Source organism: Aeromonas sp. 160P (assembly GCF_055193095.1).
In genome coordinates, this window is the sequence record NZ_JBUXKV010000001.1 from 1,614,489 (window position 1) to 1,641,459 (window position 26,971).

Here is a 26,971-nt window from a genome sequence, read left to right on the forward strand (position 1 = left end):
CGGTCGCTCCATTCGACCGCCAGGTTATCCGTTTGTATCAGATTTCAGAAATGAGGCAATGATTGTCACAAAAATCGCCAGAAAAGGGCTGGATTGACACTGGTTCGGATTATATTGAGCGGTTAACTGGGATGTAGCGCCTGTTAAGGGACCGGTTGGTGGCACAATGGAATATTTGTTGTGTGAAACACTTGCGCCTTGGGCCTATCTTGGGATAATTCGCTCCCCTGTTTTCGCTGATTGACGAGATAACGAGCAATTCATTATGCCTGTGACCCAAGATGTATTTAACGAAGACGGCACTTTTATGCGCAAAATACGCAGCTTTGTCCGTCGCGAAGGCCGCCTGACCAAAGGGCAGGAGAAGGCACTGGAAGATCTCTGGCCGGTCATGGGTATCGATTTTGCGCCAGCGCCCCTCGATCTGGTTGCCCTGTTTGGCCGTGAGGCCCCGGTGGTGCTGGAGATCGGTTTTGGCATGGGTGCTTCTCTGGTTGAGATGGCCAAGAATGCCCCCGAGAAGAACTTCATCGGTATCGAAGTGCACTCCCCGGGCGTAGGTGCCTGTTTGGGTACTGCACAGGAAGCGGGCGTCACCAATCTCAAGGTCATTTGTCATGACGCGGTCGAGGTGCTGGAGCACATGATCCCCAATGGTTCACTCGCCTGCCTGCAGCTGTTCTTCCCGGACCCCTGGCACAAGAGTCGCCACCACAAGCGCCGCATCGTACAATCGGCGTTTGCGCAGGATATTCGTCAGAAGCTGGCCATCGGTGGCGTGTTCCACATGGCGACCGACTGGGAAAACTATGCCGAGCACATGCTGGAAGTGATGAGCGCCGCTGAGGGTTACCAGAATACCTCTGCCACCGGCAACTGGGTGCCCCGTCCGGACTGGCGTCCGCTGACCAAATTTGAACAACGTGGCCATCGTTTGGGTCATGGGGTTTGGGATCTGATTTTCAAACGCGTCAGCTAAGCTGGCACGTCAATTCACCTAGCGTATCAACTAACTTGAGGAGCTATCATGGCCAATCGTAGCCGCCGTCTGCGTAAGAAACTGCGCGTCGATGAATTCCAGGAAATGGGTTTCGACATCAGCTTCAACTTCCCGGTCGGCACTGCCGAAGAGTCCATCGATGCAGTAGTCGATGCGATGATCGATGAGGTTGTAGAACCCCGCCGCCTGGCGTTCGCCGGTTCAGGCCACCTGGCTTGGGAAGGGATGATCTGCACTCAGCAACTGGGTAAATGTACCGAAGAAGACCGTGCTGTGCTGAAATCCTGGCTGGAAGGCAAGGGGATGGAAGCCGTGGTGGTCACCGAGCTGTTCGACCTCTGGTACGGTGAACCGGCCTGATACAGGGCAGCCTTGCTGGCGCCTTGTTGTGGGTAATTAGACAAATCCCGCCGCTGGCGGGATTTTTGTCAGTGGGGATGGGATCTCCACCGCTGTTTTAGTCATGGAATCGCTTATCGCTTATGGTGTTGTCATCCGAATTACTGGCCAGCATTCTTGAAGAGGTGCGCCCGCTGCTCGGGCAGGGCAAGGTGGCCGACTACATTCCTGCACTGGCTCTGGTACCGGCCGATCGCCTTGGTATCGCAGTCTGTACCGTCGAGGGGGAGCTGTTTACCGCTGGTGATGCCTGCGAACCTTTCTCCATCCAGAGTATCTCCAAGGCCCTGAGCCTGACCCTGGCGCTCACCCTCTATCAGGAGGAGGAGATCTGGGCCAGGGTCGGCAAGGAGCCCTCAGGCCAGCCGTTTAACTCGCTCGTTCAGCTTGAATTCGAGCAGGGCATTCCCCGCAACCCCTTTATCAATGCCGGGGCGCTGGTGGTGAGTGATCTGCTGGAGACCCGGCTCACCGCGCCGCGGCAACGTACCCTGGAGCTGGTGCGGCGTCTTGCTGGCAACCCGGCCATCATGGCGGATCAGGTGGTGGCTCGCTCCGAGTATCAACACTCGGCCCGCAACGCCGCCATCGCCTATTTGATGAAGGCCTATGGCAACTTCGAAAACGAAGTGGACAAGGTGCTGCAAAGCTATTTCAATGCCTGTGCCATCCGCATGAGTTGCGTCGATCTGGCGCGGGCATTCGTCTATCTGGCCAACCGTGGCGTGCCGCTGGGCGGCAGCGAGCCGCTGTTGCCAGCCCGCACCACCAAGCAGGTCAACGCCCTGCTCGCCACCTGCGGCCTCTATGACGAGGCCGGTGATTTTGCCTATCGGGTCGGCATGCCGGGAAAATCGGGGGTGGGTGGCGGTATCATCGCCCTGATCCCGGGGGAACTCAGCGTCTGTGTCTGGTCACCAGAGCTCAACAAGGCTGGCAATTCGCTGGCGGGTACAGCGGCACTGGAGCTGCTGGCCGAGCGACTGGGCCGCTCCATTTTTTAACCTTGTTCACTATGAATCGAGAAATCACCATGAAACGACATTTTCGCTCTCTGCAGGCCGTTTTGGCGACCTTACTGCTCTGGTGCGCACAGCCGGCTTTGGCAGGGGAATTGCCACGGCTCTCGCTGGCCGATGCCAAGGCCAAACAGGCGGTCATCCTGGATACCCGCGCCAGCCACTTCTATCAAGGCTGGCCCATGGACGGAGAGAAGCAGGGGGGCCACGTTACTGGCGCCGAGAGTCTTTCCGCCGATTGGAAATACAGCGATGAAGAGTGGCCAGCAGCGCTCGAGAGCAAGGGGCTGAAGGCCGATCGTCCGGTTGCGATCTACGGTGCGCCGCGGGAAGTCGCCGAAGTCGCCCGTCTGCTGCGCAAGCAGGGCGTGAAGCAACTGTTTGAGCTGCAGGGCTGGAAAACCATGCCACGGGAATCTCTGGCTCGCTGGCAACAGCTGGTCTATCCGCGCTGGCTGGCGGATCTGCAAGAGGGCAAGCCGGTCGTAGCGGCGCCCAAGGGCGACTGGAAGTTGTTTGAAGTGGATTGGGGTTCACCCAAGGCCTACCTTATCAGCCACATCCCGGGGGCCGGTTATATCGATACCAACAGCCTCGAAGAGGAGCCGCTGTGGAACAAGGTCTCTGACGAGGCACTCAAAAAGTTGCTGCTGGAAAACGGCATCCGTCACGACACCACCGTCATCCTCTATGGTCGCAATACCATGGCGGCGGCCCGTGCCGCTCACCTGATGATGTATGCCGGGGTGGAAGATGTGCGCTTGCTGGATGGGGGGCTGGATGCCTGGTTCGTGCAGCACCTGCGCACCGAAACCGGTCTGCCCAACAAATATGAGCCGGTGAAGGAGTTTGGCGTGGCCATTCCCGCCCACCCCGAGTACTACACCACGCTAAGTCAGGCTAAAGAGTTGCTCAAGCAGCCGGATAGTGCGCTGGTCAGTGTGCGTACCTGGGACGAGTTTGTCGGCAACACCTCCGGTTACAGCTACATCAAGCCGAAGGGCGATATTCCAGGCGCCAAGTGGGGTCGCGGCGGGGTGGATGCCAACAGCATGAGCGACTTCCACAATCCGGATGGCACCATGAAACCGGCCCGCGAGATCCTCGCCATGTGGGATCAGTGGAACATCGAGCCGACCCAGCAGGCCGCCTTCTACTGCGGTACCGGCTGGCGTGCCTCCGAGGCCTTCTTCTACGCCTGGCTGATGGACTGGAAACGGATCAGCGTCTATGACGGCGGCTGGTACGAATGGAGCATGGATCCGAAAAACCCGACCGTGACCGGTGAGCGTCAGCCCGCCAAGTCATGATTGAGCAGTAGATAAGAGGCCGGACAGATGTCCGGCCTTTTTCATTGCTGTGTCCACCCCGCCAGATAGCGATGCCAAGTCGCTGATTACCATCTTTGATTATCAAGGCTACCTGCGGGTGGCCCTGTCGTTTTCAGGAGTGATTGGCCGCCGCAGGCTGGATGTCTCTGATGTGCGCAAAGAGTCCCTTTTGCTCGTCATTCACGGCATGAATACAGCTTCCGTTATGGTTTGACCTGTATCATAACGCTCCGTTTTTATTGGAGGTGTTATGTCCCTGAACTCAATCTGGCGTATCGCGAGTTCCAGTCGCGTTCTATTTGGTACTCTGTTGCTGGTGGTGGCTTCAGCCTGCCATGCCAGTGATGACCAGTTCACCCTTGGTCGCACTATTTTGCTGGGGATCGGTGATCATGGTGCCAATATTCCCATGGTTGCTTGTCGTCAGACCAAATATATCAAGGTGAAGGCGGAGCGCGATTTGACGCTGGATCGGATCGTGGTGACATATGGTAGTAATCGCACCAAAACCATCAAATTTGATCGCAATATGCGCGCTGATAAAGAGACCGAATGGAAATCCCTCGGCTCGAGAGTCTGTGTAAAACGGCTTGAAGTGTACGGTAATGCAGAGGGGAGCAAGGCGGGCGTCAAAGTATTTGGCCGTAAATAATCGGGCTACGATCTTTTTTTAAGTAATGGCGAGCAGTGGCTCGCCATTACTTTATGGCCGGGTCAGCTATTTTTTCGGTCGGAATGGCTTGATGACGGCTTCATCGCACTCGAGGTAAGGCCCCTCCATCAAATCGATGCAGTAGGGGATCGCGGGGAAGACGGCATCCAGACATTCGCGGATCGATTTGGGTTTGCCCGGCAGATTGACGATCAGGGTGTCATCGCGCAGTCCGGCGGTCTGGCGCGACAAAATGGCGGTCGGCACAAACTTGAGTGATTCGGCCCGCATCAGCTCGCCAAAGCCCGGCATCATGCGATCACACACTGCCTCGGTCGCTTCCGGCGTGACATCCCGTTTGGCCGGGCCGGTGCCGCCGGTGGTGACGATCAGGCAGCACTGCTCTTCATCCGCCAGCCGGATCAGGGTCGCTTCAATTTGATCTTGCTCATCGGGGATCACCTGATAGACGGGTTCCCACTCTGAGGTCAGATAGGTGTTCAGGGTGTCGATGATGGCCTTGCCAGAGAGATCTTCATAGATGCCCGCACTGGCGCGATCACTGACGGTGACGATACCGATTTTTGCCTTGCTCATGGTCTGCTCTTGGATGAACGATAAAGTGGCAATTAAAATAACATAATCAGTGAGATATGTTAAATCATCAGGAAATGAGGCCGAGTGGAACGGGGAGAATAAAGTGTCGAATGAAGCGAAGTAAAGTCACACTGGCTTTTATTTGAAGTAAAAAACATAAAATTACAGCCAAAAGCGTATAAGTGTTTTGGAACGCTCAAACTTAAAATAATTGCTTGTTCTTAAACGCAATTAAATTTGATAAGCACTTTTTCCTGTTCACCTCGGAACCTGTTGATTGAACCCTTTTTATGTTGGTCGTATATACACTGTTATATAGCTGGAGCGCTATGTCACCGATATGAGAAGCCAGCAAAGATTGCCGAGGAGGGCGTATGGAGTTGCCTGATTTTGATACCTTGAAAGAGTTGGCTACAACTGAGCCTGCCCGATTGGATGCGATTCTGGAGCAGCAGATAGATCAGTTGATGACCCGGGCAAGTCCTGATCAGCAGCGCCGTCTGCGTGGCTTGCAATTCAAGATTGATGGCCAGCGTCGGTTGGCGAAAAACAATCTCGATAGTTGTATCCGGATCGCCAACATGATGCGGGAATCCTTTTATGTGATGCGTAGCGAAATGCTCCAGTTCAGTGAGCAGGGGGAGTTACCAGCTGAAAGCGATAGCAGTGGTAAAATAATCTGTCTGGCTGACTATCAATGTGGTAAATAATCTGACAAAACGCTTCCTTTTGATATTTTCACTGAATATGAGGAAACCAATATAAACAGCTATTCATGATATGCCGATTGTTATGGTTTTTAATGTTAGTGGTAATGTATTTGTAATGTGGCCTCTTTTTTCCTTCTTGTAATAACTGGTAGACCAGGTTGTGATAGGGGTGGATGAATAACAACAAAAGTTAGGCTAATATGGCCGACACTTTTATTGCTACGACTCGAAGGGATTATGAGAAGTATCACACCAAGACGGGTGTTGTCGCGGGAGCAACAGACAGAGATCACCCGCATTATCGTCAAGGTGGGTCAGATGTTGGCCCAGTTCGGGGCGGAGAGCCGGATCATCGAGCAGACCACGGTGCGCCTTGGCATGGCGTTGGGGTTGGAGAGTGTCGAAATGGCCATCTCTTCCAGTGCCATCGTGCTCACCAGCCTCTATCAGGGCGGATGCGTCACCACCACCCGGCGGGTGCGCGAACACGGCATCAACATGCAGGTGGTGTGCGAGATCCAGCGTATCTGCATCATGGCGGAGAAAGAGCTGATCGGTGCCCGTGAAGTGCGCCAGCGGCTCGAAGCCATAGTCCCATTCCACTATCACCCCTGGTTGGTGGTGCCCATGGTGGGGCTCTCCTGTGGCGCCTTCAGCCTGTTGTTTGGCGGCGATTGGCCCATCTTCCTGGTGACCTGCTTTTCGTCTGCCGTGGCGATGCGGGTGCGCCAGTTGATCGCCCGTCATCACCACAGCCCGCTCATCAACTTTGCCGTGACCGGCTTTATCGCCACCCTGCTCTCCTCCAGCGCAACCTTCTTTGGCTGGGGGGCGCAGCCTTATCTTGCCATGGCGGCGAGCGTCTTGCTGCTGGTGCCGGGCTTTCCGCTGATCAACGCGGTCTCCGACATGGTGAAGGGCTATTTCAACATGGGGCTGGCCCGTTGGGGCACCGCGACCCTGCTGACCATCAGTGCTGCGATCGGCATTATTCTCGCCATGTCGCTGACCGGGATCTGGGGGTGGAAGGTATGATGGACTTGCTCTGGTTATTGGCCAAGGATGCGTTCTGGTCATCGATCCCCGCGGTGGGTTTTGCCATGCTGTTCAACGTGCCGCCGCGGATGCTGAAATATTGCGCCATGGGCGGTGCGCTGGCCCACAGCCTGCGTACTCTGCTGATCCACTACGGCATGCCCATCGAGTGGGCTACCCTGGCGGCGGCGACCACGGTCGGTTTTGTCTGCGTCTACTGGTCCCAACGTCTGTTGGCGCCGCGGCCGGTGTTTAGTGTGGCTTCGATCATACCGATGATCCCCGGCAGCTATGCGTTCAAAACCATGATTGCGGTGGTGGAACTCAATATCTCCGGGGTGACCATGGAGCTGATGCAGAGCGCGGTGGAGAACGGCCTCAAGGCGCTCTTTATCGTCGGCGCCCTCAGTTTCGGTTTGGCGATCCCGTCTCTGGTCGTGTACCGTAACCGCCCCATAATCTGACAGACGGTGAGAGCCCCAATGAAGATCTCCATGATTGCCGCCATGGCCCACGACCGGGTGATCGGCAAGGACAACCAGATGCCCTGGCATCTGCCTGCTGATCTGGCTCACTTCAAACGGGTGACCCTCGGCAAACCGGTGTTGATGGGGCGCAAGACCTTCGAATCCATTGGTCGACCGTTGCCCGGACGGCGCAATCTGGTGATCAGCCGCAACCCCGGCTATCAGGCCGAGGGCATCGAAGTGGTGGGCTCCGTCGAGGCGGCGCTGGCCCTGCTGGCGAGCAGCGCGGTGGCGGAGTTGATGGTGATTGGCGGCGGTCATCTCTATGCCGAGCTGTTGCCGAGCGCCAATTGCCTCTACCTGACCCGGATCGATCTGGCGGTAGAGGGGGATACCCGTTTCCCTGCTTTTGACGATGGTCAGTGGCAGCGCATCGACAGCGAGAGCCACCCTGTCGATGAGAAGAACCCGCACCCCTACAGTTTCGAGACCTGGCTGCGACGCTGACCCATTGCGATGCGCTAACCGATAGCCAGTAAAAAGCCCCTTGTGTTGCACAAGGGGCTTTTTTTCGCACTGGCGGTTTGCCGAGAAGTAGCCGGTCCAGCAGGCTGATGGTCCAATGTAGCTGCTGCGATCTCAGCGAGGCGTTTGATCTCTGCTTCAGCCTCTCTTCTTGTCTCTCAATTGATCCCCATCCTGATAATTAGATGGTTAGAGTTGTAACTGTTTATTGGTGAAAATTATCAGAATGGAATGCCCCTATCCAATAGGCGCTTATCTGGCTGGTTTTTCTGTTTTTTTGATTGTCTTTAAATGGTTTTCACAACATTTTCTCGCTAACTGTTGCGGTTTTCATGGCTAAAACCCGACCATATCTGTTTTTAATTGCTTTAAATAATCGATAAAAATCAATTATTTATTGCCACGCTTGTTTTGTGGGACTCCTGTGGTTCTTTTGTTTTGACTGTTAATTGCTTAGTGTAGAAAGTAATTGGTTCGCGTTCGGCAAGTTAATCACCAATATGTCGACCATGAAAAAAGGACAGTATGACAGTCAAACTCGAAGTCAAATCACTCTATAAAATCTTCGGAGAACATCCGGAAAAGGTGTTCAAATTGCTGGCGAAAGGGCACGACCGCTCCAGCATTCTGCAGAAAACCGGACAGACTCTGGGTGTGCAGGGGGTTGATCTGGCCATCCATGAAGGGGAGATCTTCGTGGTGATGGGCTTGTCCGGTTCGGGCAAATCGACGCTGGTGCGGCTCTTCAACCGCCTTATCGAACCGACCCGTGGTCAGGTGCTGATCGACGGCGAAGATATCGCCGCCATGTCGGAGAGCGAACTGCGTCAGGTGCGGCGCAAGAAGATCAGCATGGTGTTTCAATCCTTTGCCCTGATGCCGCACCTGAGCGTGCTGGAAAACACCGCCTTCGGGCTGGAGCTAGCCGGTGTGCCGCTGGCGGAGCGCCAGGAAAGTGCCCGTCAGGCACTCAATCAGGTGGGTCTGGGCCAGTGGATCTATGCCTTCCCCGATGCCCTCTCTGGTGGCATGAAGCAGCGGGTTGGACTGGCCCGTGCGCTCGCCAATGACCCCGATATCCTGCTGATGGACGAGGCCTTCTCCGCGCTGGATCCGCTGATCCGCACCGAGATGCAGGACGAGCTGCTCAAGCTGCAGGCCAGCCATCAGCGCACCATAGTGTTTATCTCCCACGACCTGGATGAAGCGATGCGCATCGGCGATCGCATCGCCATCATGCAGGATGGTCAGATGGTGCAGGTCGGCACCCCGGACGAGATCCTGAGCCAGCCCGCCAACGACTATGTGCGCGCCTTCTTCCGCGGGGTGGATCTCGCCAACGTCTTCAGTGCCCGCGATATCGTCAGTCGCAAGCAGATGCCGCTTATCAAGAAGCACACCACGGACGGGCCGGGCAACGCCCTGCGTCAACTCAAGGATCAGGAGCGGGAGTTCGGTTATGTGGTGGATCGTAGCCGCCGCTTCCTCGGGGTCGTCTCGGTCGAGTCGCTCGGTCAGGCGGTGAAAAACAAAGGAAGCCTGGAGCAAGCCTTGCTGGCGGATATCCAGCCGATCCTGGCCGACACCTCCCTCAATGAACTGATCAGTCAGGTGGCAGCCGCACCCTGTCAGGTGCCCGTGGTCGAGGAGGATGGCACCTATCTGGGGCTTATCTCCAAGGCCAATCTACTCAACACCCTGGACAGGAGTACCCCGGTATGAAGCTGAACAATCCCCACGCTTTGCTGATCGGCTTGCTGGCGCTGTTGCTGTTGGCGAGCCCCTCCCTGCGGGCTGACGAAGCGGATGCTGATCCTTGGGGTGCTGCGGCCACCACGGTTGCCGCCGATCCCTGGGGCAGTACCGCCACCGAGGCGGCCGACTGGCAAAACCAGATTGCTGCCGTGGATACCCCGGCCGCTGTCAACTGGCTGGATCCCTTCCAGCAGGCGCTGGTGCCGCTGGATGTCTGGGTGGAGAGCGGTATCGGCTGGCTGGTCGAGAACCTGCGTCCTGTATTTCAGCTGATCCGTGCGCCGGTGGAGGTGACCCTCAATGCCATGACCCATCTGCTGCAGACGGTGCCATCCACCCTGATGATGGGGCTGTTAACCCTGATCGCCTGGCAACTGGTCAACGGCCGGATGGCGCTTGGTACCCTCGCCGCACTGGTCGGGATCGGGCTGATCGGTGCCTGGTCTGATGCCATGGTGACCCTGTCGCTGGTGCTGACCTCCCTCGTCTTCTGCATCCTGATCGGTTTGCCGGTGGGCATTTTGCTGGCCCGCAGTGAACGGCTCTCCCACTGGACCCGGCCGCTGCTGGATGCGATGCAAACCACTCCGGCCTTCGTCTACCTAATTCCCATTGTCATGCTGTTTGGCATCGGCAACGTGCCCGGCGTGGTGGTGACCGTGATCTTTGCCCTGCCGCCGATGATCCGCCTCACCATGCTGGGGATCAGACAGGTGCCGGCGGATCTGGTGGAGGCCGCTCACTCCTTTGGCGCCAGCCCCTCCCAGCTGTTGTTCAAGGTGCAGTTGCCACTCGCCATGCCCACCATCATGGCCGGGGTCAACCAGACCCTGATGCTGGCGCTCTCCATGGTGGTGATCGCCTCGATGATCGCGGTCGGCGGCTTGGGTCAGATGGTGCTGCGTGGCATCGGGCGTCTTGATATGGGGCTCGCCTCCATTGGTGGCCTCGGCATCGTACTGCTGGCCATCGTGCTCGATCGTCTGACCCAGGCGATGGGCCAACCGGATCGCAACCGGGTTGGCCACTGGTATCAGCGTGGCCCCGCTGCCTTGCTGCTGTGCCTCACTGGCCGCAGCAAATCCATCGATTACAAAGGAGTAAATGGATGAACCTCATCACCACAACGCGCCCCCGCTATTCCTTGCTGTTGAGCACACTGTTGTTGAGCACAATGTTGTTGAGCTCCTCGCTGCTGAGCCCGCTTGCCATCGCCAGCACCGAGTTGCCGGGGGAGGGGATCCGCGTTCAACCCTTGCAGAGCTCCCTGCCGGAGGAGACCTTCCAGACCCTGCTGGTCAGCAAGCTGATGGGGCGTCTGGGTTACGACGTCCAGCCGGTGCAGGAGGTGGATTACAACGTGGCCTATGCCTCGGTGGCGCAGGGGGATGGCACCTTCCTCACCTTTAACTGGATCCCGCTGCAGGACAACAAGTACCAGCATGCGGGGGGAGACAAGGTGTTCTTCCGTCAGGGCACCTATGCATCGGGCGCCGCTCAGGGCTATCTCATCGACAAGCAGACCGCCACCCGATATGGCATCACCAACCTGGGTCAGCTCAAGGATCCCAAGCTGGCGGCGTTGTTTGACGGCGATGGGGATGGCAAGGCCGATCTGGTGGGCTGCAACCCGGGCTGGGGCTGCGAAGAGGCGATCAACCATCATCTGGATGAGTTCGGGCTGACCGCCACCATTACCTACAAGCAGGGCAACTATGCGGCGCTGATCGCCGATACCCGTGCCCGCCTCCAGAGCGGCAAGCCGGTGCTCTACTACACCTGGACCCCCTACTGGCTGAGCAGCGAGCTGGTGCCGGGGCGGGATGTGGTGTGGCTTGAGGTGCCTGTTGGCGCCAAAGATGCCGACAGCACCCGCCTGCCCAACGGTAAGAACTACGGCTTTGCCGTCAACACCATACATATCGTCGCCAACAAGGCCTTCACTGATGCCAACCCGGCGGCTGCCACGTTGTTTTCCATCGTCAAGCTGCCGCTGAATGACATCAACATCCAGAACGGGCTGATGAACAAGGGCCAGAACACCCAGGCGGATATCGAGCGCCATGTGATGGCCTGGCTCAAAGGGCACGAAGCTCAGGTCAACGACTGGTTGACTCAGGCGCGGGTTGCCGCCGAGCAGGCCAACGCGGCAGGTTAAGCCTTTTTGCCCATTGGTCACGTTGGAAGGGCTGCAAAGCAGCCCAAGCAAAACGCCCGGCAGTTGCCATAATGCCAGTCAGTTAAGCCTGACTGGCATTGTTTTTATTGGCTTTTTTCACACTATATCTCTGTGGCCTTGCCTTCACGCAGCGCGGGTAACTCCGCTCCCTTCGTTCCGGTAGAACAAACTGCCCCGCCTGCTTATCCAGCTCTGCCACCCGCTTCGGGATAGTCCCCGGTGACATGTATGGCATGCAGCTCAGTTCATGGATGAGGTACACCGATGCCATGTGAAAACTCAGCTGGCTCGCCGTGTATCCCTTCAGACTCGCTGCCATCTTTACCATCTGGCTGCGCAGCAGGTTGTACGCCAGCAGCACGCCCCACAGCTCTTGCCGTATCCCCGCCGCCTTCTTGCTGCGCAGGGTCAGTCTGTGCTGTTGCAGGCTGTGTTTCATCTCCCGATAGCCCAACTCGATTTCCCAGCGATGGCTGTAAAGCTCGACGATGTCGGCCCCCGGGAAATGCATCGGGTCGACCATCGAGGTCAGCACCTGCCGCTCCTTGCCGTTGAGAGTGCGGGTCAACAAGCGGGCTTCCACTGTGTCCGGCAGCTCTGGCCACTTCTTCCTCGCCTGCGGACTGGTCGTCAGACGAACCAGTACATCCTGACGGCCCAGCTTGCGCACCACCTCGTATTGCGTGCCCTTTTTGAGTGGCAACAGCCAGTGCCGCTCGCTGCCAGTGGTCTGCCATGCATGGAGCAGGCCAAGAGAGTAAAACCCCTTGTCGAACAGGGTGAGCGAGTGGTCCGGTGTACGTGCGACAAGCTGCTCGGCCAGCACCATCTCGTTGACGGCGCAGCTCTCCATGACAGCTTGCACAAGCAGGTGACTGGTGAGCTCCATCTGACAGAGCATGCGCACCTGCGGATAGGCAGTTTCGCCATGCCGGGTACCGGGCTTGGCAAACGCGGCAACATTGTCGGGAGTATCGGGGGTACGCCACATCACGCCATCGACGGCGAGCAGCTGCAGCCCGGCCCAGCCGGGGTGATTGGCCTGCTGGTGCCAGAGAGAGGCGGTCTCGTGAAACAGCCGCTCAATGCTCTTGTGGCCAAGTTTTTGGCGAGCTTGCAGGAAGGCGCTGGGGGCGACAAAGGGGCGCTCACCGGGCAGCAGGATATCGAGCTGATTGACCAGCTGAGTCATGGGGACGTTGCGGAAGATGGCCATGCCGATGATGGCCCATACCAGTCGCTCCATGGGCATGCGGCGACGGCGCAGAGTAGCAACGCCCTCTTCACTGAGCAGAGTGGTGATGAGCTCGGGGGAAATGAGGTCAGAGAGTGACTCAAACTGGGTGATATTGCTGGCGTGGAGAAAGTCGAGAGCCTGTTCGATACGCATAAAAAATCCGAAACCAATCAACAGGTTTCGGATTTTCACACATCAGAAGGATCGGTCAATGGATCCTTAATTGATCGGCATTACGGCAGTTGCCAGGCGTTTTTTATGGTCAGGATCCGGCCTTGCCAGCGGGGTCAGATGCCGGAGCCGCCCTGCTCGCCATGCTCTTTGCCACCCTCCTCGTGCAGGCCGCACTCGCGCTTGAGGCCGAAGAAGCGGGTCTGCTCCTCGCTCATGCCGGGCTCCCACTTGGCGGTGGTGTGCATATCGCCCACCGAGAGGTAACCCTGCTCCCACAACGGATGGTAGGGGAGGTCGAACTCCTTGAAGTAGTAGAAGACATCCTTGTTGCTCCAGTCGATCACCGGCAGGAACTTGAAGCGGCCGCGCTGGATGGCCAGCACCGGCAGCTTGCCACGGCTGCCGGACTGCTCCCGGCGCAGGCCGGAGAACCAGGTCTGGGCGCCGAGCTCGCGCAGGGCGCGGTCCATCGGCTCCACCTTGTTGAGCTGGTTGTAGCGGGTGATCCCCTCCACCCCCTGCTCCCACAAGAGGCCAAATCGCGCCTCCTGCCAAGCAGGTGATAACTCGGCCCGGTATATCTTGAGGTTGAGGGCGAGGCGCCCGGTCAGCTCATCGATAAAGCGGTAGGTCTCGGGAAAGAGATAGCCGGTATCGGTCAGCACCACCGGCACTTCGGCCTGCTCGCGGCTCACCAGATGGAGCATCAGCGCCGCCTGAATGCCGAAGCTTGACGACAGCAGATGCTCCCCCGGCAGATTGGCCAGTGCCCAGCGCACCCGCTCGGGGGCGCTCATGGTATCCAGCTCCCGGTTGAGGGGCGCCAGTGCCTCGGTCTGCTCTTCACGGCTGAGGGCTAGCAGTGCCTGCAGGTCAAGGCGGCCATCTTCAGTGACATTAAGCGGCAGATTAAGCAGCATAGAAGTCCCTCGCAGAATCGATAACGGGAGCAACCACCCCAACCCGGATCACGAAGTCACCGAAGCATTCGCCCTGATTGCGCTCGTTGGCCCAGCGGCCGATCAGCGCGTCGAGTTCGGTCAGAATCTGCGGCTCTGTGATGTTCTCCTGATAGAGGCGCGGAATGCGGGTGCCCTCCAGATTCCCCCCCAGATGGAGGTTGTAGCGGCCGGGCGCCTTGCCCACCAGACCCACTTCCGCCAGCATGGCGCGGCCGCAGCCGTTGGGGCAGCCGGTGACCCGGAAGACGATGGCGTCATTCGCCAGTTCGTGCTTGGCCAGCAGCCCTTCGAGGTCGGTGACAAAGGCGGGCAACATGCGCTCCGCTTCGGCCATCGCCAGCGGGCAGGTGGGCAGGGCCACACAGGCCATCGACTGCTTGCGCTGCTCGCTGACGCCGTCATCCAGCAGACCATACTGGCGCGCCAGCCCTTCGATGCGGGCTTTCTCGCTGGTGGGCACTCCGGCGATGATCAGGTTCTGGTTGGCGGTCAGGCGAAAATCCCCCTGATGCACTTTGGCGATCTCCAGCATGCCGGTCTTGAGCGGCTTGCCCGGGAAGTCCAGCAGGCGGCCATTCTCGATAAAGAGGGTGAGGTGGTGCTTGCCATCGATCCCCTCGACCCAACCGAAGCGATCGCCACGGCTGGTGAACTCGTAGGGGCGGCTCTCGGCGAAGGGGATGCCGGCGCGGCTCTCTACCTCGGCCTTGAAGGCCTCGACGCCAACGCGTTCAAGGGTGTACTTGGTCTTGGCGTTCTTGCGGTTGACCCGGTTGCCCCAGTCGCGCTGGGTGCTGACCACGGCGGCCGCCACCTCCAGCACGTGGGAGAGGGGAATAAAGCCAAAATCGCTCGCTTTGCGCGGATAGGTGCTGGTGTCGCCGTGGGTCATGGCCAGCCCGCCGCCCACCAGCACGTTGAAGCCCACCAGCTTGCCGTGCTCGGCAATCGCCACGAAGTTGAGATCGTTGGCGTGGATATCCACGTCGTTGTGGGGCGGGATCACCACTGTGGTCTTGAATTTGCGCGGCAGGTAGTTGGAGCCCAGGATCGGCTCCTCGTCATCCCCCAGCTTCTCGCCGTCCAGCCAGATCTCCACGTAGGCGCGGGTCTTGGGCAGCAGGTGTTCGGAGATCTGCTTGGCCCACTCGTAGGCCTCCTGATGCAGCTCGGACTCCACCGGATTGCTGGTGCAGAGTACGTTGCGGTTCACGTCGCCTGCGGTGGCGATACTGTCGATGCCGGTGCTGTTGAGGGTCTGGTGCATCAGCTTGATGTCGCGCTTCAATACCCCGTGGAACTGGAAGGTCTGACGGGTGGTCAGGCGGATGCTGCCGTAGAGGCTGTGCTCTTCGGCGAACTTGTCGATGATCTGCCACTGGGCCGGGGTGATGATCCCCCCCGGCAGGCGGGCGCGCAGCATGACGTTGTGCAGCGGCTCCAGCTTCTGGGCGGCCCGCTCAGGGCGAATGTCGCGATCATCTTGCTGATACATGCCGTGAAAGCGGATCAGCTGGAAGTTGTCGCCGTTGAAGCCGCCGGTGAGCGGGTCCTGCAGATCCTGTTCTATGGTGCCGCGCAGGAAATTGCTCTCGCGCTTGAGGCGCTCGTTGTCGGCCAGCGGCCCTTCGACCGGTCCCGCTTTTTGGTGAGAGAGAGGTTGTTTGCTCATCAATAGACATCCCTTTGATAACGTTTGGCACGACGCAATTCGCTCAAATACTCTTCTGCTTCCTCACGGCTCTTGTGGCCGTGTTCGGCAATCACATCCAGCAGGGCCTCCTGCACATCCTTGGCCATCTTGTTGGCGTCACCACACACATAGAAGTGAGCACCTGCTTCCAGCCACTGATAGAGCTCCTGGCCCGCTTCGCGCAGGCGGTCCTGCACATAAATCTTGTTGGCTTGATCCCGGCTGAAGGCCAGCGAGATCTTCGACAGCAGCCCCGATTTTACATAACGCTGCCACTCCACCTGATAGAGGAAATCCTGGGTAAAGTGGGGGTTGCCGAAGAAGAGCCAGTTCTTACCTTCCGCCCCCTGAGCTTCCCGCTCCTGCATAAAGGCGCGGAACGGGGCTATGCCGGTACCCGGGCCCACCATGATGACGGGGGTGTCGGGATTGGCGGGCAGGCGGAAGTTGTCGTTGTGCTCGACAAACACCCGCACCTCGCCATCCTCAATCAGCCGGTCCGCCAGATAGGAGGAGGCGGCGCCAGAGCGTACCGTGCCATCTTCTTGGCGGTAGCGCACCACGCCGACGGTGAGATGCACCTCCTCTTCTACCTCGCTCTGGGCAGAGGCGATGGAGTAGAGGCGCGGGGTGAGGGGGCGCAGCAGCCCGACCAGCTGCTCGGCAGTGAAGGCGGTCGGGAAGCGTTTGAGCACATCCACTATCTGGGCTGAGGCCACCAGCCCATTGACCTGGGCCTTGTCGCCCGCCAGATCTTTCAGCGCCGCGTTGCCCGCGATCTCGGCAAGTCCTGTGATAAAACCGCCGTGCAGTCGGGTCAGCTCGAAGTGACTGGTCAGTGCGGCGCGCAAGGTGCCGTGGGCAGTGGCTTCATCGCCAGAGAGGGCGGTCAGTGCCAGCACTTCGCCTACCAGATCGGCGTCGTTGTCAAACCAGATCCCGAGGGCATCACCCGGTTGATAGGTGAGGCCGGAGTCGGCCAGATTGATCTCGATATGGCGGATATCCTTGGTGGAATCCCGGCCGGTGATCTTCTGATTGACCGACAGGCGGGCAGGGAAGGGGTTCTCCTTGCGGTATTGGCTGTGACCAACCGCCTGTTGCACCGCGCTTGCCACGCTGCTGTTGGCGGGACCGGCGGAGAGGGTGGCGGTGATGGCATTGAGGGCCTGTTCGCCCCAGCTCTTGGCGACATCCTGATAATCCACATCGAGGCTCGCGAGTTCATAAATCCGCTCGGCACCTGCTGTGGCGAGGAAGTTATCGAAATCTTTGCCGGTCTGGCAGAAAAATTCGTAGGAGCTGTCACCCAGCCCCAGCACCGCGAACTTGAGCCCGTCCAGCTTACCAATCTTGCCTTTTTTAAGCTGCTCAAACAGATCGACGGCGCTCTCCGGCGGTTCACCTTCCCCGTAAGTGCTCACTACCACCAGCAGGTGGCTCTCTTTCTTGAGCTGCTTGGGTTTGTAGTCGGCCATCGACGCGAGGGTGACGGGTAGACCACGGGCCTCGGCCTGCGCCTTGATGGCAGTGGCGACACCCTTGGCATTGCCGGTCTGGGAGCCGTAGAGAATGGTCAGGCTGCCACTGGGCGCAGCCACGGCAGCGCTGGCGGTAACGCTCTGCTGACCGGTCTGGGAGAGGCCGTAGAGATATCCGCTCACCCAGGCCAGTTGCTGGGTATTGAGGGTCGAGAGTACCTGACCCAGCTGACGTTGCTGCTCGTCAGAGAGGGGGGAGAGGTTGAATGGGGAATCCTTCAATTGCATCACACGCGTCTTCCATGGTCTGATTTTTGGCCAGATTAAAGGGCGTGTTGAATAACAACAAAGAATAAAAATGTCTTCTTTATTCTATTAATGCATTAAAGGAGCTGAGGTACGCCTACTCCCGGAGCAAAAGAGGAGCGTGGTATAAAGGGCGTTAAATGAGAGCCACTTGATAACACAGGAAGTGCCATGTCGAATATCCGATTGTTTCATGTCAATGCGTTCAGCCAGCAGCCCTTTGGTGGCAATCCCGCGGTGGTCGTACTGGGACCCGCCCTGCCGGATGCCAGCCAGCTGGCGATGGCGGCCGAGTTCAACCTCTCCGAGACGGCCTTTCTGGTGCAACTTGGCAGGGCCGATTACCAGTTGCGCTGGTTCACGCCGACAGTCGAGGTTGATCTCTGCGGTCATGGCACCTTGGCAGCTGCCCATGTGTTGTGGCAGACAGGGGCGGTAGCCGCACACGAGACGATCCGCTTCGAGACCCGCAGTGGTGAGCTGTTGGCCCGGCGCGAAGGGGAGTGGATTTGGCTCGATTTTCCGCATATCGCGTTGACGCCACTGACGCTGGACCCCGCCTATGCAGCCGCGCTCGGCTGCCAACCAAGACAAACCTTGGCGGCTGGGGCCAAGTTCTTGCTGGAGCTGGCAAGTGAAGAGGAGATCCGCGCGCTTTCGCCTGATTTCCATGCCCTGCGTGCCCTGCCGGGACGGGGGCTGATCGTCACTGCCCCGTCGAGCCGGGCGGATGATGATTTCGTCTCCCGCTATTTTGCCCCTTGGGTGGGCGTCGATGAGGATCCGGTCACCGGCTCCAACCACAGTGCTCTCATGCCCTTCTGGGCTGAACGGCTCGGCAGGCAGCAGTTGCGGGCCCGTCAGGTTTCATCCAGAGGGGGTGAGCTCAGGCTGGAGCTGCGGGGCGAGCGGGTATTGATGGCGGGCCAGGGGTTGACCCTGTGGCAGGGGGAGTGGTTGCTGCCTCTCGCCAAATAACACGGCACGTGACACATGCCATAAAAAAACGCCCCGCAGTTGCGGGGCGTTTTTATTGGCTATCACGCTTGGGATTGACCCAATGGATACGGCTTACTTCTGTGGATCTTACTTTTGTGGACGTAAGGCCGGGAACAGAATGACGTCACGGATGGTGTGGCTGTTGGTGAACAGCATCACCAGACGGTCGATACCGATACCCTGACCAGCAGTCGGCGGCAGACCGTGTTCCAGCGCGGTGACGAAGTCGGCGTCGTAGAACATGGCTTCGTCGTCGCCTGCTTCTTTCTGATCAACCTGATCCTGGAAGCGCTTGGCCTGATCTTCTGCATCGTTCAGCTCGGAGAAGCCGTTGGCCAGCTCGCGGCCACCGATGAAGAATTCGAAGCGGTCGGTTACGTCCGGGTTCACGTCGTTGCGGCGAGCCAGCGGAGAAACGGCTGCCGGGTACTCGGTGATGAAGGTCGGTTGCAGCAGCATGTGCTCAACGGTCTCTTCAAAGATCGCGGTGATCACGTGGCCCAGCTCCCAGCCTTTCATCAGTTCGATGTGCAGACGCTTGGCAACGGCTTTGGCGCTCTCCAGGGTAGTGAGGTCTTCCCGGGTCACGCCGTCGGCGTACTTCAGGATGGAGTCAACCATGGTGAGGCGCTGGAACGGCTGACCGAAATCGATGGTCAGACCCTCTTCGCCCTCTTTGGCGTAACGGATCTGGGTGTCGCCCAGAATATCTTGCGCCAGGGTGCGCAGCAGATCTTCGGTCAGGTCCATCAGATCGATGTAGTCGGCGTACGCCATGTAGAACTCGATCATGGTGAACTCGGGGTTGTGACGCACCGAGATACCTTCGTTACGGAAGTTACGGTTGATCTCGTACACGCGCTCGAAACCACCGACCACCAGACGCTTCAGGTAGAGCTCCGGGGCGATACGCAGGTACATGTCGATGTCCAGCGCATTGTGGTGAGTGACGAACGGACGCGCAGAGGCACCACCCGGGATGACTTGCATCATCGGGGTTTCCACTTCCATAAACTGCTTGTCGTTGAAGAACTTGCGGATCCCGGCAACCACTTTGGTGCGGATCACGAAGGTCTTGCGGGACTCTTCGTTGGCAATCAGATCCAGGTAACGCTGACGGCAGCGTGCTTCCTGATCGGTCAGGCCTTTGTGCTTCTCGGGCAGCGGACGCAGCGCTTTGGTCAGCAGGCGGATATCGGAAACGTGAACGGAGAGCTCACCGGTCTGGGTCTTGAACAGGGTGCCTTCGACACCGACGATGTCCCCCAGATCCCACTTCTTGAACTGCTCGTTGTAGAAACCTTCCGGCAGGTCGTCACGGGTGACGTAGACCTGGATCTTGCCGGCCATGTCCTGCAGGGTGGCGAAAGAAGCCTTGCCCATGATCCGGCGGGTCATGATGCGACCGGCAATCTTCACCCGTTTACCCAGGCTCGTCAGCTCCTCGGCGTTTTTGTCGTCAAACTCGGCATGGAGTTCGCCAGAGAGGCTGTCACGACGAAAATCGTTGGGGAAAGGATTACCCTGGGCGCGCAGGGCGGCCAGTTTGGAACGACGCTCGGTCATCTCGTTGTTGAATTCGAGTGCTTGGTCGACTACCGGAGTAATGGTTTGTTCAGACATGGTGATTCCTGCTTGTTTACAGACCTGATTTCAGGCTGGCTTCGATAAACTTGTCCAAGTCACCGTCGAGTACCGCTTGGGTGTTACGGGTTTCGACGCCGGTGCGCAAATCCTTGATACGGGAGTCATCCAGCACATATGAACGGATTTGGCTGCCCCAACCGATATCAGACTTGGTCTCTTCCAGGGCTTGTTTCTCAGCGTTCTGTTTCTGAATCTCCAGCTCGTAGAGCTTGGCTTTCAGCTGCTTCATACACTGGTCTTTGTTTTTGTGCTGGGAACGGTCGTTCTGGCACTGCACGACGGTATTGGTCGGCACGTGGGTAATACGTACGGCGGACTCGGTACGGTTAACGTGCTGACCACCGGCACCGGAGGCGCGATAAACGTCAATGCGCAGGTCTGCCGGGTTGATCTCGATATCGATATCATCATCGATCTCGGGATAGACGAACACGGAGCAGAACGAGGTGTGACGACGGCCGCCAGAATCGAACGGAGACTTGCGAACCAGACGGTGAACGCCGGTTTCAGTGCGCAGCCAGCCGAACGCATATTCGCCGGTGAACTTGATGGTGGCGGACTTGATGCCGGCTACGTCGCCGTCTGACAGTTCGATCAGCTCCGGCTTGTAACCGTGGGCATCGCCCCAGCGCAGGAACATGCGCAGTACCATGTTGGCCCAATCCTGAGCTTCGGTACCACCGGATCCGGACTGGATATCGATATAGCAATCAGAGCCGTCGTGCTGGCCGGAGAACATGCGGCGGAACTCGAGATCTACCAGCTTGGTTTCCAGCTGTTCAGCTTCGGCGATGGCTTCGTTGAAGGTATCTTCATCTTCCCCTTCGACGGCCAGGCTCACCAGCATCTCGACGTCATCGACGCCCTGGGTCAGGGTGTCGATGGTGCTGACCACGTTTTCCAGGGTGACTCGCTCTTTGCCCAGTGCCTGTGCGCGCTCCGGTTCATTCCAGACGTCCGGCTGTTCCAGCTCGGCGTTGACCTCTTCTAGACGCTCTTTCTTGGCATCATAGTCAAAGGTACCCCCTAAGAAGCTCGGTCCGTTCAGACAGCTCCTTAAGTTTATTTAATACGGGATTAACTTCGAACATCGTGAAAACTCTCAGGGTCGATGTGACTTAAAAACAGGATATTCTAGCCAATTGTGGAAGGAATAAACAGGGTTGCCTGAGCTTGTGCGGTTTGAGCTGTCAATTTCTGGTGCATTTTTCTGCAGCTCGACAGAAAATATTGCCCGCAGACCCATTCTCAGGTTCAGTTTTTACCTGCCGGGTCGCTAATGACTACGTAGTGTTGTGCACCTTTAGGGATAAACCCGCTCCTCATCTATATAAGAAGAAATTATGATGAACAATCTCTCACTCAAGCAGAAGATACTGTTGTCAGTGGTGATCGCCCTGTCGTTGGTGATCTCGTTACTCTCCTGGCAGAGCTATAGCAGCCAGAAAGCACTGCTGCTGCAAGGCAGCCAGGAACAAGTCCAGCGCTTGGGCAGCCAGCAGGCCGCCAGTGTCAGTGACTGGCTCTCGGCCCGTCGTGACGTCATTCAGGCGCTCGGCAACAAGACCAGTGGCGAACCCCTCAATGCCCTGCAACAGGCCCAGGTTTCTGGCCGCTTCCAGCTCACTTACTTCGGTGAGGGCAGTGGCAAGATGAATGACTCCGATCCCTCAATCAACCGTGACGGTTATGATCCCCGCTCCCGTGGCTGGTATCAGGAGGCGATGGGCAAGGGTGGCCTGATCGTTACCAAACCCTATCTCGACGTGGCCTACAACATCATGGTGGTGACTCTTGCCCAGCCCGCTCAGGGCGGGGTGGTCGGTGGTGACCTCTCCATTGCGTCTCTGGTGGATGACGTGACCAAGATGAAGCTGCCTGCCGACGGTTTTGCCATCATGATGCACAAGGATGGCACCGTCATTGCCTATAAAGATGCGGCCAAGGCGATGAAACCGGCAACCGAGATCGACAACGATCTGACCAATGCGCTGATCGAGCAGAGCAAGTCGAGCAAGGATCTGGTACCGGCCTACTTCGACAGCGAAGGCCGCGACAAGCTGCTGTGGGCGGTCGATATTCCGGACACTGACTGGGAGCTGTTGCTGGTACTGGACAAGGCCGTACTCGAAGCGCCGCTATCCTCCCTGCTGATGACCCAGCTGGGGATGGCGCTGCTGGCACTGGTGGGCAGCATTCTTGCCATCTCCTGGCTGGTCAGCATGCTGCTTGGCCCGCTGAGCAAGGTTTCCCAGGCTCTCGCTCGCATCGCCGACGGTAACGGGGATTTGACCCAGCGCATCAAGACCGAAGCCAACGATGAAGTGGGCCAGCTGGCCAACAGTTTCAACCGTTTCGTCGGCAGTCAGCACCAGTTGATCGGCAATATCCGCAAGCTGGCCAACGAGCTGAACGCCGATGCCGAGCGCAGTCTGGTGACCAACCAGGCCGCGGTGGATGAGCTACAACGTCAGCAGCAAGAGGTGACCATGGTCGCCACGGCGGTTACCGAGATGGCGAGCGCCACCATGGAGATCGCCGGCAACGCCGAGAACACCGCCGCTGCCGCCCAGCAATCAGCCCAGAGCAGTGAGCAAGGCAAGATGCTGGTTAACAAGACCCGTCAGTCCATCAATGGCCTGGCTGCAGAGGTGGGACAGGCAACCGAAGTGATCGGTGAGCTGAGCCGCCACGCGCAGGCCATCACCAGCATCCTCTCTACCATTCAGGGGATTGCCGAGCAGACCAACCTGCTGGCGTTGAACGCCGCCATCGAAGCGGCCCGTGCCGGTGAGCAGGGTCGTGGTTTCGCCGTGGTGGCGGATGAGGTGCGGGTGTTGTCGCGCCGTACCCAGGACTCCACCCAGCAGATCCAGTCCACCATCGAGACCCTGCAACAGACCACCGCCCGTGCGGTGAGCCTGATGCAGACCAGTCAGGGGCTGGCGGACAACAGCGTGCAGGATGCCGATCAGGCGGTGCGTGCGCTGGAAGAGATCACCAGCGCCATCTCTCTCATCTCCGACATGGCGGGCCAGATCGCCACGGCCGCCGAGGAGCAGACTCAGGTGACCGGCGAGATCACCCAGAACACCACCGCCATCAAGGATGTGAGTGACGAGATCACTGCCGCTGCCATGCGCGACCTGGATCAGGCCCACAGCCTTAAAGGCCGTGCCACCGACCTGAACCAGCAGGTGTCGACCTTTATCCTGTAAGGCGCCACCCTCGGCCTTTTCTGGCTGCATAAACAAGCCCCGCCCTCTTTCGAGTGCGGGGCTTTTTGTTATCCGGGGGAATGTGGGCATAGGGGGATGCGCAGTCTGGTTTGCGCGCCGGCCATCTTGGTGCCGGATCAGTGACACCGCTTTGCCTATGTCGGCTGGCGAGAAGAGCGCCCAAGCAAAGAGCCCACCGCAAGGTGGGCTCTGATCATATACGTCTGACCGGAAGGGAATTACAGGAACGGCATCGCCATAAACAGCTTGATCACCATGGCGTTGATGATGTCGATGAAGAAGGCGCCCACCATGGGCACTACCAGGAACGCCAGATGGGAGGGGCCAAAGCGCTGGGTGATGGCCTGCATATTGGCAATGGCGGTTGGCGTTGCGCCAAGACCAAAGCCGCAGTGGCCCGCTGCCAGCACGGCGGCATCGTAGTTGCTGCCCATCACCCGGAAGGTGACGAAGATGGCGTAGAGCGCCATCGCTACCGTCTGGGCGGCTAGCAAGATAAAGATCGGCAGGGCCAGACTGGCCAGATCCCACAGTTTCAGGCTCATCAGCGCCATGGCGAGGAACAGCGACAGGCTGACGTTGCCAAGCAGAGAAACCTCGCGGTCACTCACTTCATGCCAGTTGAACAGGGTCAGCAGGTTGCGCAGCAGCACGCCGACAAACAGCACACAGACGAAGATCGGCAGCTCCAGCATCCCGCCCTTGAGGGAGGCGGAGAGCAGTTCGCCCCCCTTGAGGCTGATGGCGATCAGCGCCAGGGTCTCAATGAGGCTGAAGGTGGTGAGGGGACGCTCCATATCGGGCATCTCGAAGCCCTTGGGGGCTTCATCCTTGTTGTGCTCTTCACCGGGTACTTGCACCTTTTTCACCAGGTGGCGGGCTACCGGGCCACCGATCAAACCGCCCAACACCAGACCGAAGGTGGCACAGGCGATGGCCAGTTCGGCGGCAGATTGCACCCCGTACTTTTCGGAGAAGGTGGCGCTCCAGGCTGCGCCGGTACCGTGACCGCCAGAGAGGGTGATAGACCCAGCCAGCAGTCCCATGTGGGGATCCAGGCCGAGCAGGGTCGCCAGACCCACACCTAGACTGTTCTGTACGATCAGCAGACCGGTGACCACCAGCAGGAAGGTCGCGACCGCTTTGCCACCGCGTTTCAGGCTGGCGAGATCGGCGGAGAGACCGATAGAGGCGAAAAATGCCAGCATCAGCGGGGTTTGCAGGCTGGTATCAAATTGCAGCTCCATCTGCAGGGTGGAGCGCAGCAACAGCAGCACCAGCGCGACCACCAGGCCGCCGGCAACCGGTTTGGGGATGTTGAAGGTACGTAGCAGCCCGACCCGGGTGACCAGTACCCGGCCAAGCAGCAATACCAGAGTGGCAGCGACCAGCGTCGCGTAGGAATCAAGTTGTAACATTAAGTACTCCCATGTTGATTGGCTGTGCCTTTCGTTGATGAAGACTCACAGATTCAGCCGGGATAAATAGTGTGGCTCAAGCGCCAACAAAGAGGGGGAGAGTTCTCCCTGCCCCATGAAGATAGGGCCTGTGCGGGCCTGAAATACTCAGGCATCCAGATGAGATTTACGAAAAATCGAGCGGATAGTAGCAAAAAGCATCGTTTAATTCCATCTTTGTCGTATTAATGCTCGTTTTAGTGGTTTATTGTGACATTTAACACTATGGGGGTAGAGGGCAGAAAAGCCGAAAAGGGTGCATGGAACGGCTGTCATTTGGGGCGTCAGTCTCTATAATCCGCCAGTTTCCGTGGCACGCAGAGGGTATGACGGGAGGTGACATGGTTGTTCACCCCGACATGGCTCATGTGCCCGCGGTGTTCACTTCATCAAGAGGAGAGGGTGTGAAGAAGTCTATCTACATTGCCTACACAGGCGGCACCATTGGGATGCAGCGCTCCGATCACGGCTACGTGCCGATGGCGGGCTTTATGGAAGACTGTCTGGCGCGGATGCCCGAGTTCCACCGCCCCGAGATGCCCGATTACCATATCCACGAATATGCGCCCCTCATCGACTCCTCCGACATGACCCCGGCGGACTGGCAGCGCATCGCCGAAGACATCAAGCGCAACTACGACAAGTACGATGGCTTTGTGATCCTGCACGGCACCGACACCATGTCGTTCACCGCCTCGGCGCTCTCCTTCATGCTCGAAGATCTGCACAAGCCGGTCATCATCACCGGTTCCCAGATCCCGCTGGCCGAGCTGCGTTCCGATGGTCAGCAGAACCTGCTCAACGCCCTCTACATCGCGGCCAACTACCCGATCCACGAGGTGACGCTGTTCTTCAACAACCAGCTCTATCGCGGTAACCGCAGCAAGAAGGTGCACGCCGACGGCTTCCACGCCTTCGATTCCCCCAACTATCCGCCGCTGCTCAATGCCGGGATCGCTATCTCGCTGGAAGCGGGTGAGCTGGGCGTGCCGTCCGAGCAGCCGCTGGTGCTGCACGACATCACCCCCCAGCCTATCGGCGTGGTGACCCTCTATCCGGGGATCTCCAGCGAGGTGATCGCCAACATCCTGCAACAGCCGGTGAAGGCACTGATCCTGCTGTCGTTCGGGGTGGGCAATGCGCCGCAGAACCCGGCCATGCTGGCGCTGCTCTCCGAGGCCTCGGCCCGTGGCGTCATCATCGTCAACCTGAGCCAGTGCCTGCACGGCAAGGTCAATATGGGCGGCTATGCCACCGGCAATGCGCTCTCCCGTGCCGGGGTCATCTCGGGCTTTGACATGACCGCCGAGGCGGCGCTCACCAAGCTGCACTTCTTGCTGAGTCAGGACTTGCCCTCCCACCAGATTCGCGAGCTGATGCAGCAGTCCCTGCGTGGGGAGCTGACGCCCTGATTGTAGGGTGCAATAAGCTCAGCGCATTGCACCGGTGATGAGCGCTATCAATAGCGGTGCAATTCACCTTGTTCATTGCACCCTACCAACGGCCCCCTTCTCCCCTGGAGGGAGAAGGGCTGGGGATGAGGGGATGAGTCACCCAGCAGAGAGAGGAAAAAAGAGGGGAGCCATCATGGCTCCCCTCTTTGCTATTTATCGAACTATGTATCGAACTCTCGCTGTTCAATTAGCCGCTGTTCGACTGGCCGCCGCGAGACGGGATGGCGAGTGGTCTCAGTGATTGAGATTGACCCGCACTATCTCCTCTTCAACCGGCTGAGGTTCATCACGAAACAGCCGTTTTAGCTCGCTCTTGCTCTTCATCACTATCTCGCCGTCGCGACCGATATTCATGTGTTCTGGCTGGTCGAGGTGCATCGCCTGCCAGGCCATCACCGCTTGCAGGGAGGTGGCCTTCTGCTCGTCGGTGAGGGGCTTGCCATCGGGCCACTTGCCCAACTCGACCGCGGTCTTGAGCCGCTCATACACCTCTTGTGGCATCTGCCTGATCGCTTGTTGAAACTCACTCTGTTGCAATGACATCCGGCTTCTCCTTTATCATTGTTCCTTGAACCCGGGATCTGGCTGGCTGAGCATCAGCCATCTGTGCCATCTGCGGTCCTCAAACTCGTGGTCATTTCCTATCTGTCTTG

At 58.4% G+C, this 26,971-nt stretch carries 24 protein-coding genes; 15 read left to right on the top strand and 9 right to left on the bottom strand.

All coding sequences use genetic code 11. From position 1 onward, the window contains the following. Nucleotides 1-265: 265 nt before the first annotated feature. From trmB to ACY8FN_RS07675, 5 genes are all read left to right on the top strand, one after another. Nucleotides 266-979 (top strand): tRNA (guanosine(46)-N7)-methyltransferase TrmB, encoded by a 714-nt coding sequence (gene trmB / locus ACY8FN_RS07655; RefSeq protein ID WP_042022762.1) that lies wholly within the window; start codon nt 266-268, stop codon nt 977-979. Nucleotides 980-1,027: 48 nt separating this feature from the next. Further along, on the top strand, nt 1,028-1,360 hold the full coding sequence (locus ACY8FN_RS07660; RefSeq protein WP_042022764.1) for a YggL family protein: 333 nt from the start codon (nt 1,028-1,030) through the stop codon (nt 1,358-1,360). A gap of 122 nt (nt 1,361-1,482) precedes the next feature. Continuing rightward, nucleotides 1,483-2,403 (top strand): glutaminase B, encoded by a 921-nt coding sequence (gene glsB, locus ACY8FN_RS07665; protein WP_101348008.1) that lies wholly within the window; start codon nt 1,483-1,485, stop codon nt 2,401-2,403. 29 nt (nt 2,404-2,432) lie between these two features. After that, nucleotides 2,433-3,728, top strand: coding sequence for a rhodanese-like domain-containing protein (locus ACY8FN_RS07670; RefSeq protein ID WP_463099652.1), 1,296 nt, complete (start codon nt 2,433-2,435; stop codon nt 3,726-3,728). A gap of 271 nt (nt 3,729-3,999) precedes the next feature. Then, nucleotides 4,000-4,401, top strand: a complete 402-nt coding sequence (locus ACY8FN_RS07675; RefSeq protein WP_068978088.1) for a DUF2541 family protein — start codon at nt 4,000-4,002, stop codon at nt 4,399-4,401. 66 nt (nt 4,402-4,467) lie between these two features. On the opposite strand, the gene mog is transcribed toward ACY8FN_RS07675, so the two are convergent. Then, nucleotides 4,468-4,998 (bottom strand): molybdopterin adenylyltransferase, encoded by a 531-nt coding sequence (gene mog, locus ACY8FN_RS07680; RefSeq protein WP_101325591.1) that lies wholly within the window; start codon nt 4,996-4,998, stop codon nt 4,468-4,470. Between the two features lie 374 nt (nt 4,999-5,372). On the opposite strand from mog, the gene ACY8FN_RS07685 reads away from it, so the two are divergent. The 7 genes from ACY8FN_RS07685 (at nt 5,373) to proX (ending at nt 11,648) form a co-directional block, all read left to right on the top strand. After that, nucleotides 5,373-5,708 carry a DUF3135 domain-containing protein gene (locus ACY8FN_RS07685; protein WP_303842960.1) on the top strand — a complete coding sequence of 112 codons (336 nt, stop codon included), beginning with the start codon at nt 5,373-5,375 and terminating at the stop codon, nt 5,706-5,708. 237 nt (nt 5,709-5,945) lie between these two features. After that, nucleotides 5,946-6,743 carry a threonine/serine exporter family protein gene (locus tag ACY8FN_RS07690; RefSeq protein WP_101325589.1) on the top strand — a complete coding sequence of 266 codons (798 nt, stop codon included), beginning with the start codon at nt 5,946-5,948 and terminating at the stop codon, nt 6,741-6,743. Continuing rightward, nucleotides 6,740-7,207 (top strand): threonine/serine exporter family protein, encoded by a 468-nt coding sequence (locus ACY8FN_RS07695; RefSeq protein ID WP_139719033.1) that lies wholly within the window; start codon nt 6,740-6,742, stop codon nt 7,205-7,207. The genes ACY8FN_RS07690 and ACY8FN_RS07695 overlap by 4 nt, the downstream gene beginning before the upstream one ends. 18 nt (nt 7,208-7,225) lie before the next feature. Continuing rightward, on the top strand, nt 7,226-7,717 hold the full coding sequence (folA, locus tag ACY8FN_RS07700) for a type 3 dihydrofolate reductase (RefSeq protein ID WP_463099653.1): 492 nt from the start codon (nt 7,226-7,228) through the stop codon (nt 7,715-7,717). Nucleotides 7,718-8,260: 543 nt separating this feature from the next. Continuing rightward, nucleotides 8,261-9,457, top strand: coding sequence for a glycine betaine/L-proline ABC transporter ATP-binding protein ProV (gene proV, locus ACY8FN_RS07705; protein ID WP_463099654.1), 1,197 nt, complete (start codon nt 8,261-8,263; stop codon nt 9,455-9,457). After that, nucleotides 9,454-10,602 (top strand): glycine betaine/L-proline ABC transporter permease ProW, encoded by a 1,149-nt coding sequence (gene proW, locus ACY8FN_RS07710; RefSeq protein WP_463099655.1) that lies wholly within the window; start codon nt 9,454-9,456, stop codon nt 10,600-10,602. The genes proV and proW overlap by 4 nt, the downstream gene beginning before the upstream one ends. Then, entirely contained in the window at nt 10,599-11,648 is a 1,050-nt protein-coding gene (proX, locus tag ACY8FN_RS07715) for a glycine betaine/L-proline ABC transporter substrate-binding protein ProX (protein ID WP_463099656.1), read from the top strand. The genes proW and proX overlap by 4 nt, the downstream gene beginning before the upstream one ends. Nucleotides 11,649-11,730: 82 nt before the next feature. Here the strand turns inward: proX and ACY8FN_RS07720 are convergent, their stop codons facing one another. From ACY8FN_RS07720 to ACY8FN_RS07735, 4 genes are all read right to left on the bottom strand, one after another. After that, nucleotides 11,731-13,059, bottom strand: a complete 1,329-nt coding sequence (locus ACY8FN_RS07720; RefSeq protein ID WP_463099657.1) for an IS4 family transposase — start codon at nt 13,057-13,059, stop codon at nt 11,731-11,733. 134 nt (nt 13,060-13,193) lie between these two features. Beyond that, a complete protein-coding gene (locus tag ACY8FN_RS07725; protein WP_463099658.1) occupies nt 13,194-14,000 on the bottom strand; it encodes a phosphoadenylyl-sulfate reductase in 807 nt (268 codons plus the stop codon). Beyond that, the gene (gene cysI, locus ACY8FN_RS07730) at nt 13,990-15,714 is read right to left on the bottom strand and encodes an assimilatory sulfite reductase (NADPH) hemoprotein subunit (protein ID WP_463099659.1); all 1,725 of its coding nucleotides are present in this window, start codon (nt 15,712-15,714) and stop codon (nt 13,990-13,992) included. Before cysI ends, ACY8FN_RS07725 begins: the two co-directional genes overlap by 11 nt. Then, entirely contained in the window at nt 15,714-17,504 is a 1,791-nt protein-coding gene (locus tag ACY8FN_RS07735; RefSeq protein ID WP_463101141.1) for an assimilatory sulfite reductase (NADPH) flavoprotein subunit, read from the bottom strand. Before ACY8FN_RS07735 ends, cysI begins: the two co-directional genes overlap by 1 nt. A 189-nt stretch (nt 17,505-17,693) precedes the next feature. Here ACY8FN_RS07735 and ACY8FN_RS07740 point away from each other — a divergent pair, with 189 nt between their 5' ends. After that, nucleotides 17,694-18,500: a PhzF family phenazine biosynthesis protein gene (locus ACY8FN_RS07740; RefSeq protein WP_463099660.1), complete on the top strand. Its 807-nt coding sequence runs from the start codon at nt 17,694-17,696 to the stop codon at nt 18,498-18,500. A 108-nt stretch (nt 18,501-18,608) separates the two neighbouring features. On the opposite strand, the gene lysS is transcribed toward ACY8FN_RS07740, so the two are convergent. Both lysS and prfB read right to left on the bottom strand, forming a co-directional pair. Then, the gene (gene lysS / locus ACY8FN_RS07745; RefSeq protein WP_101320933.1) at nt 18,609-20,144 is read right to left on the bottom strand and encodes a lysine--tRNA ligase; all 1,536 of its coding nucleotides are present in this window, start codon (nt 20,142-20,144) and stop codon (nt 18,609-18,611) included. Nucleotides 20,145-20,160: 16 nt separating this feature from the next. Continuing rightward, nucleotides 20,161-21,259 (bottom strand): peptide chain release factor 2 gene (gene prfB, locus ACY8FN_RS07750; RefSeq protein WP_098970334.1). Its coding sequence is split into 2 segments (ribosomal slippage): nt 20,161-21,183 and nt 21,185-21,259, totalling 1,098 coding nucleotides; the frame shifts between segments, so codons are not numbered across the junction. A 255-nt stretch (nt 21,260-21,514) separates the two neighbouring features. On the opposite strand from prfB, the gene ACY8FN_RS07755 reads away from it, so the two are divergent. Continuing rightward, nucleotides 21,515-23,386, top strand: coding sequence for a methyl-accepting chemotaxis protein (locus tag ACY8FN_RS07755; protein WP_101320935.1), 1,872 nt, complete (start codon nt 21,515-21,517; stop codon nt 23,384-23,386). Nucleotides 23,387-23,625: 239 nt separating this feature from the next. Here the strand turns inward: ACY8FN_RS07755 and gltS are convergent, their stop codons facing one another. Then, nucleotides 23,626-24,825 (bottom strand): sodium/glutamate symporter, encoded by a 1,200-nt coding sequence (gene gltS / locus ACY8FN_RS07760; RefSeq protein WP_042022793.1) that lies wholly within the window; start codon nt 24,823-24,825, stop codon nt 23,626-23,628. Between the two features lie 443 nt (nt 24,826-25,268). Between gltS and ansA the strand changes: the two genes are divergently transcribed. Beyond that, nucleotides 25,269-26,276 (top strand): asparaginase, encoded by a 1,008-nt coding sequence (gene ansA, locus ACY8FN_RS07765; RefSeq protein ID WP_463099661.1) that lies wholly within the window; start codon nt 25,269-25,271, stop codon nt 26,274-26,276. Between the two features lie 276 nt (nt 26,277-26,552). Here the strand turns inward: ansA and ACY8FN_RS07770 are convergent, their stop codons facing one another. Then, complete coding sequence (locus ACY8FN_RS07770) at nt 26,553-26,861, bottom strand: YeaC family protein (protein WP_139692949.1); 309 nt, start codon at nt 26,859-26,861, stop codon at nt 26,553-26,555. Nucleotides 26,862-26,971: the final 110 nt, after the last annotated feature.

Coding starts and splice junctions, on each gene's coding strand:
- proX (WP_463099656.1), top strand. CDS start 10,599: ATGAACCTCATCACCACAACGCGCCCCCGCTATTCCTTGCTGTTGAGC.
- proV (WP_463099654.1), top strand. CDS start 8,261: ATGACAGTCAAACTCGAAGTCAAATCACTCTATAAAATCTTCGGAGAA.
- trmB (WP_042022762.1), top strand. CDS start 266: ATGCCTGTGACCCAAGATGTATTTAACGAAGACGGCACTTTTATGCGC.
- ACY8FN_RS07755 (WP_101320935.1), top strand. CDS start 21,515: ATGAACAATCTCTCACTCAAGCAGAAGATACTGTTGTCAGTGGTGATC.
- ACY8FN_RS07770 (WP_139692949.1), bottom strand. CDS start 26,861: ATGTCATTGCAACAGAGTGAGTTTCAACAAGCGATCAGGCAGATGCCA.
- gltS (WP_042022793.1), bottom strand. CDS start 24,825: ATGTTACAACTTGATTCCTACGCGACGCTGGTCGCTGCCACTCTGGTA.
- ACY8FN_RS07660 (WP_042022764.1), top strand. CDS start 1,028: ATGGCCAATCGTAGCCGCCGTCTGCGTAAGAAACTGCGCGTCGATGAA.
- folA (WP_463099653.1), top strand. CDS start 7,226: ATGAAGATCTCCATGATTGCCGCCATGGCCCACGACCGGGTGATCGGC.
- ACY8FN_RS07675 (WP_068978088.1), top strand. CDS start 4,000: ATGTCCCTGAACTCAATCTGGCGTATCGCGAGTTCCAGTCGCGTTCTA.
- proW (WP_463099655.1), top strand. CDS start 9,454: ATGAAGCTGAACAATCCCCACGCTTTGCTGATCGGCTTGCTGGCGCTG.
- ACY8FN_RS07740 (WP_463099660.1), top strand. CDS start 17,694: ATGTCGAATATCCGATTGTTTCATGTCAATGCGTTCAGCCAGCAGCCC.
- glsB (WP_101348008.1), top strand. CDS start 1,483: ATGGTGTTGTCATCCGAATTACTGGCCAGCATTCTTGAAGAGGTGCGC.
- lysS (WP_101320933.1), bottom strand. CDS start 20,144: ATGTCTGAACAAACCATTACTCCGGTAGTCGACCAAGCACTCGAATTC.
- cysI (WP_463099659.1), bottom strand. CDS start 15,714: ATGAGCAAACAACCTCTCTCTCACCAAAAAGCGGGACCGGTCGAAGGG.
- ACY8FN_RS07735 (WP_463101141.1), bottom strand. CDS start 17,504: ATGCAATTGAAGGATTCCCCATTCAACCTCTCCCCCCTCTCTGACGAG.
- ACY8FN_RS07685 (WP_303842960.1), top strand. CDS start 5,373: ATGGAGTTGCCTGATTTTGATACCTTGAAAGAGTTGGCTACAACTGAG.
- mog (WP_101325591.1), bottom strand. CDS start 4,998: ATGAGCAAGGCAAAAATCGGTATCGTCACCGTCAGTGATCGCGCCAGT.
- ACY8FN_RS07720 (WP_463099657.1), bottom strand. CDS start 13,059: ATGCGTATCGAACAGGCTCTCGACTTTCTCCACGCCAGCAATATCACC.
- ACY8FN_RS07690 (WP_101325589.1), top strand. CDS start 5,946: ATGAGAAGTATCACACCAAGACGGGTGTTGTCGCGGGAGCAACAGACA.
- ACY8FN_RS07695 (WP_139719033.1), top strand. CDS start 6,740: ATGATGGACTTGCTCTGGTTATTGGCCAAGGATGCGTTCTGGTCATCG.
- ACY8FN_RS07670 (WP_463099652.1), top strand. CDS start 2,433: ATGAAACGACATTTTCGCTCTCTGCAGGCCGTTTTGGCGACCTTACTG.
- ACY8FN_RS07725 (WP_463099658.1), bottom strand. CDS start 14,000: ATGCTGCTTAATCTGCCGCTTAATGTCACTGAAGATGGCCGCCTTGAC.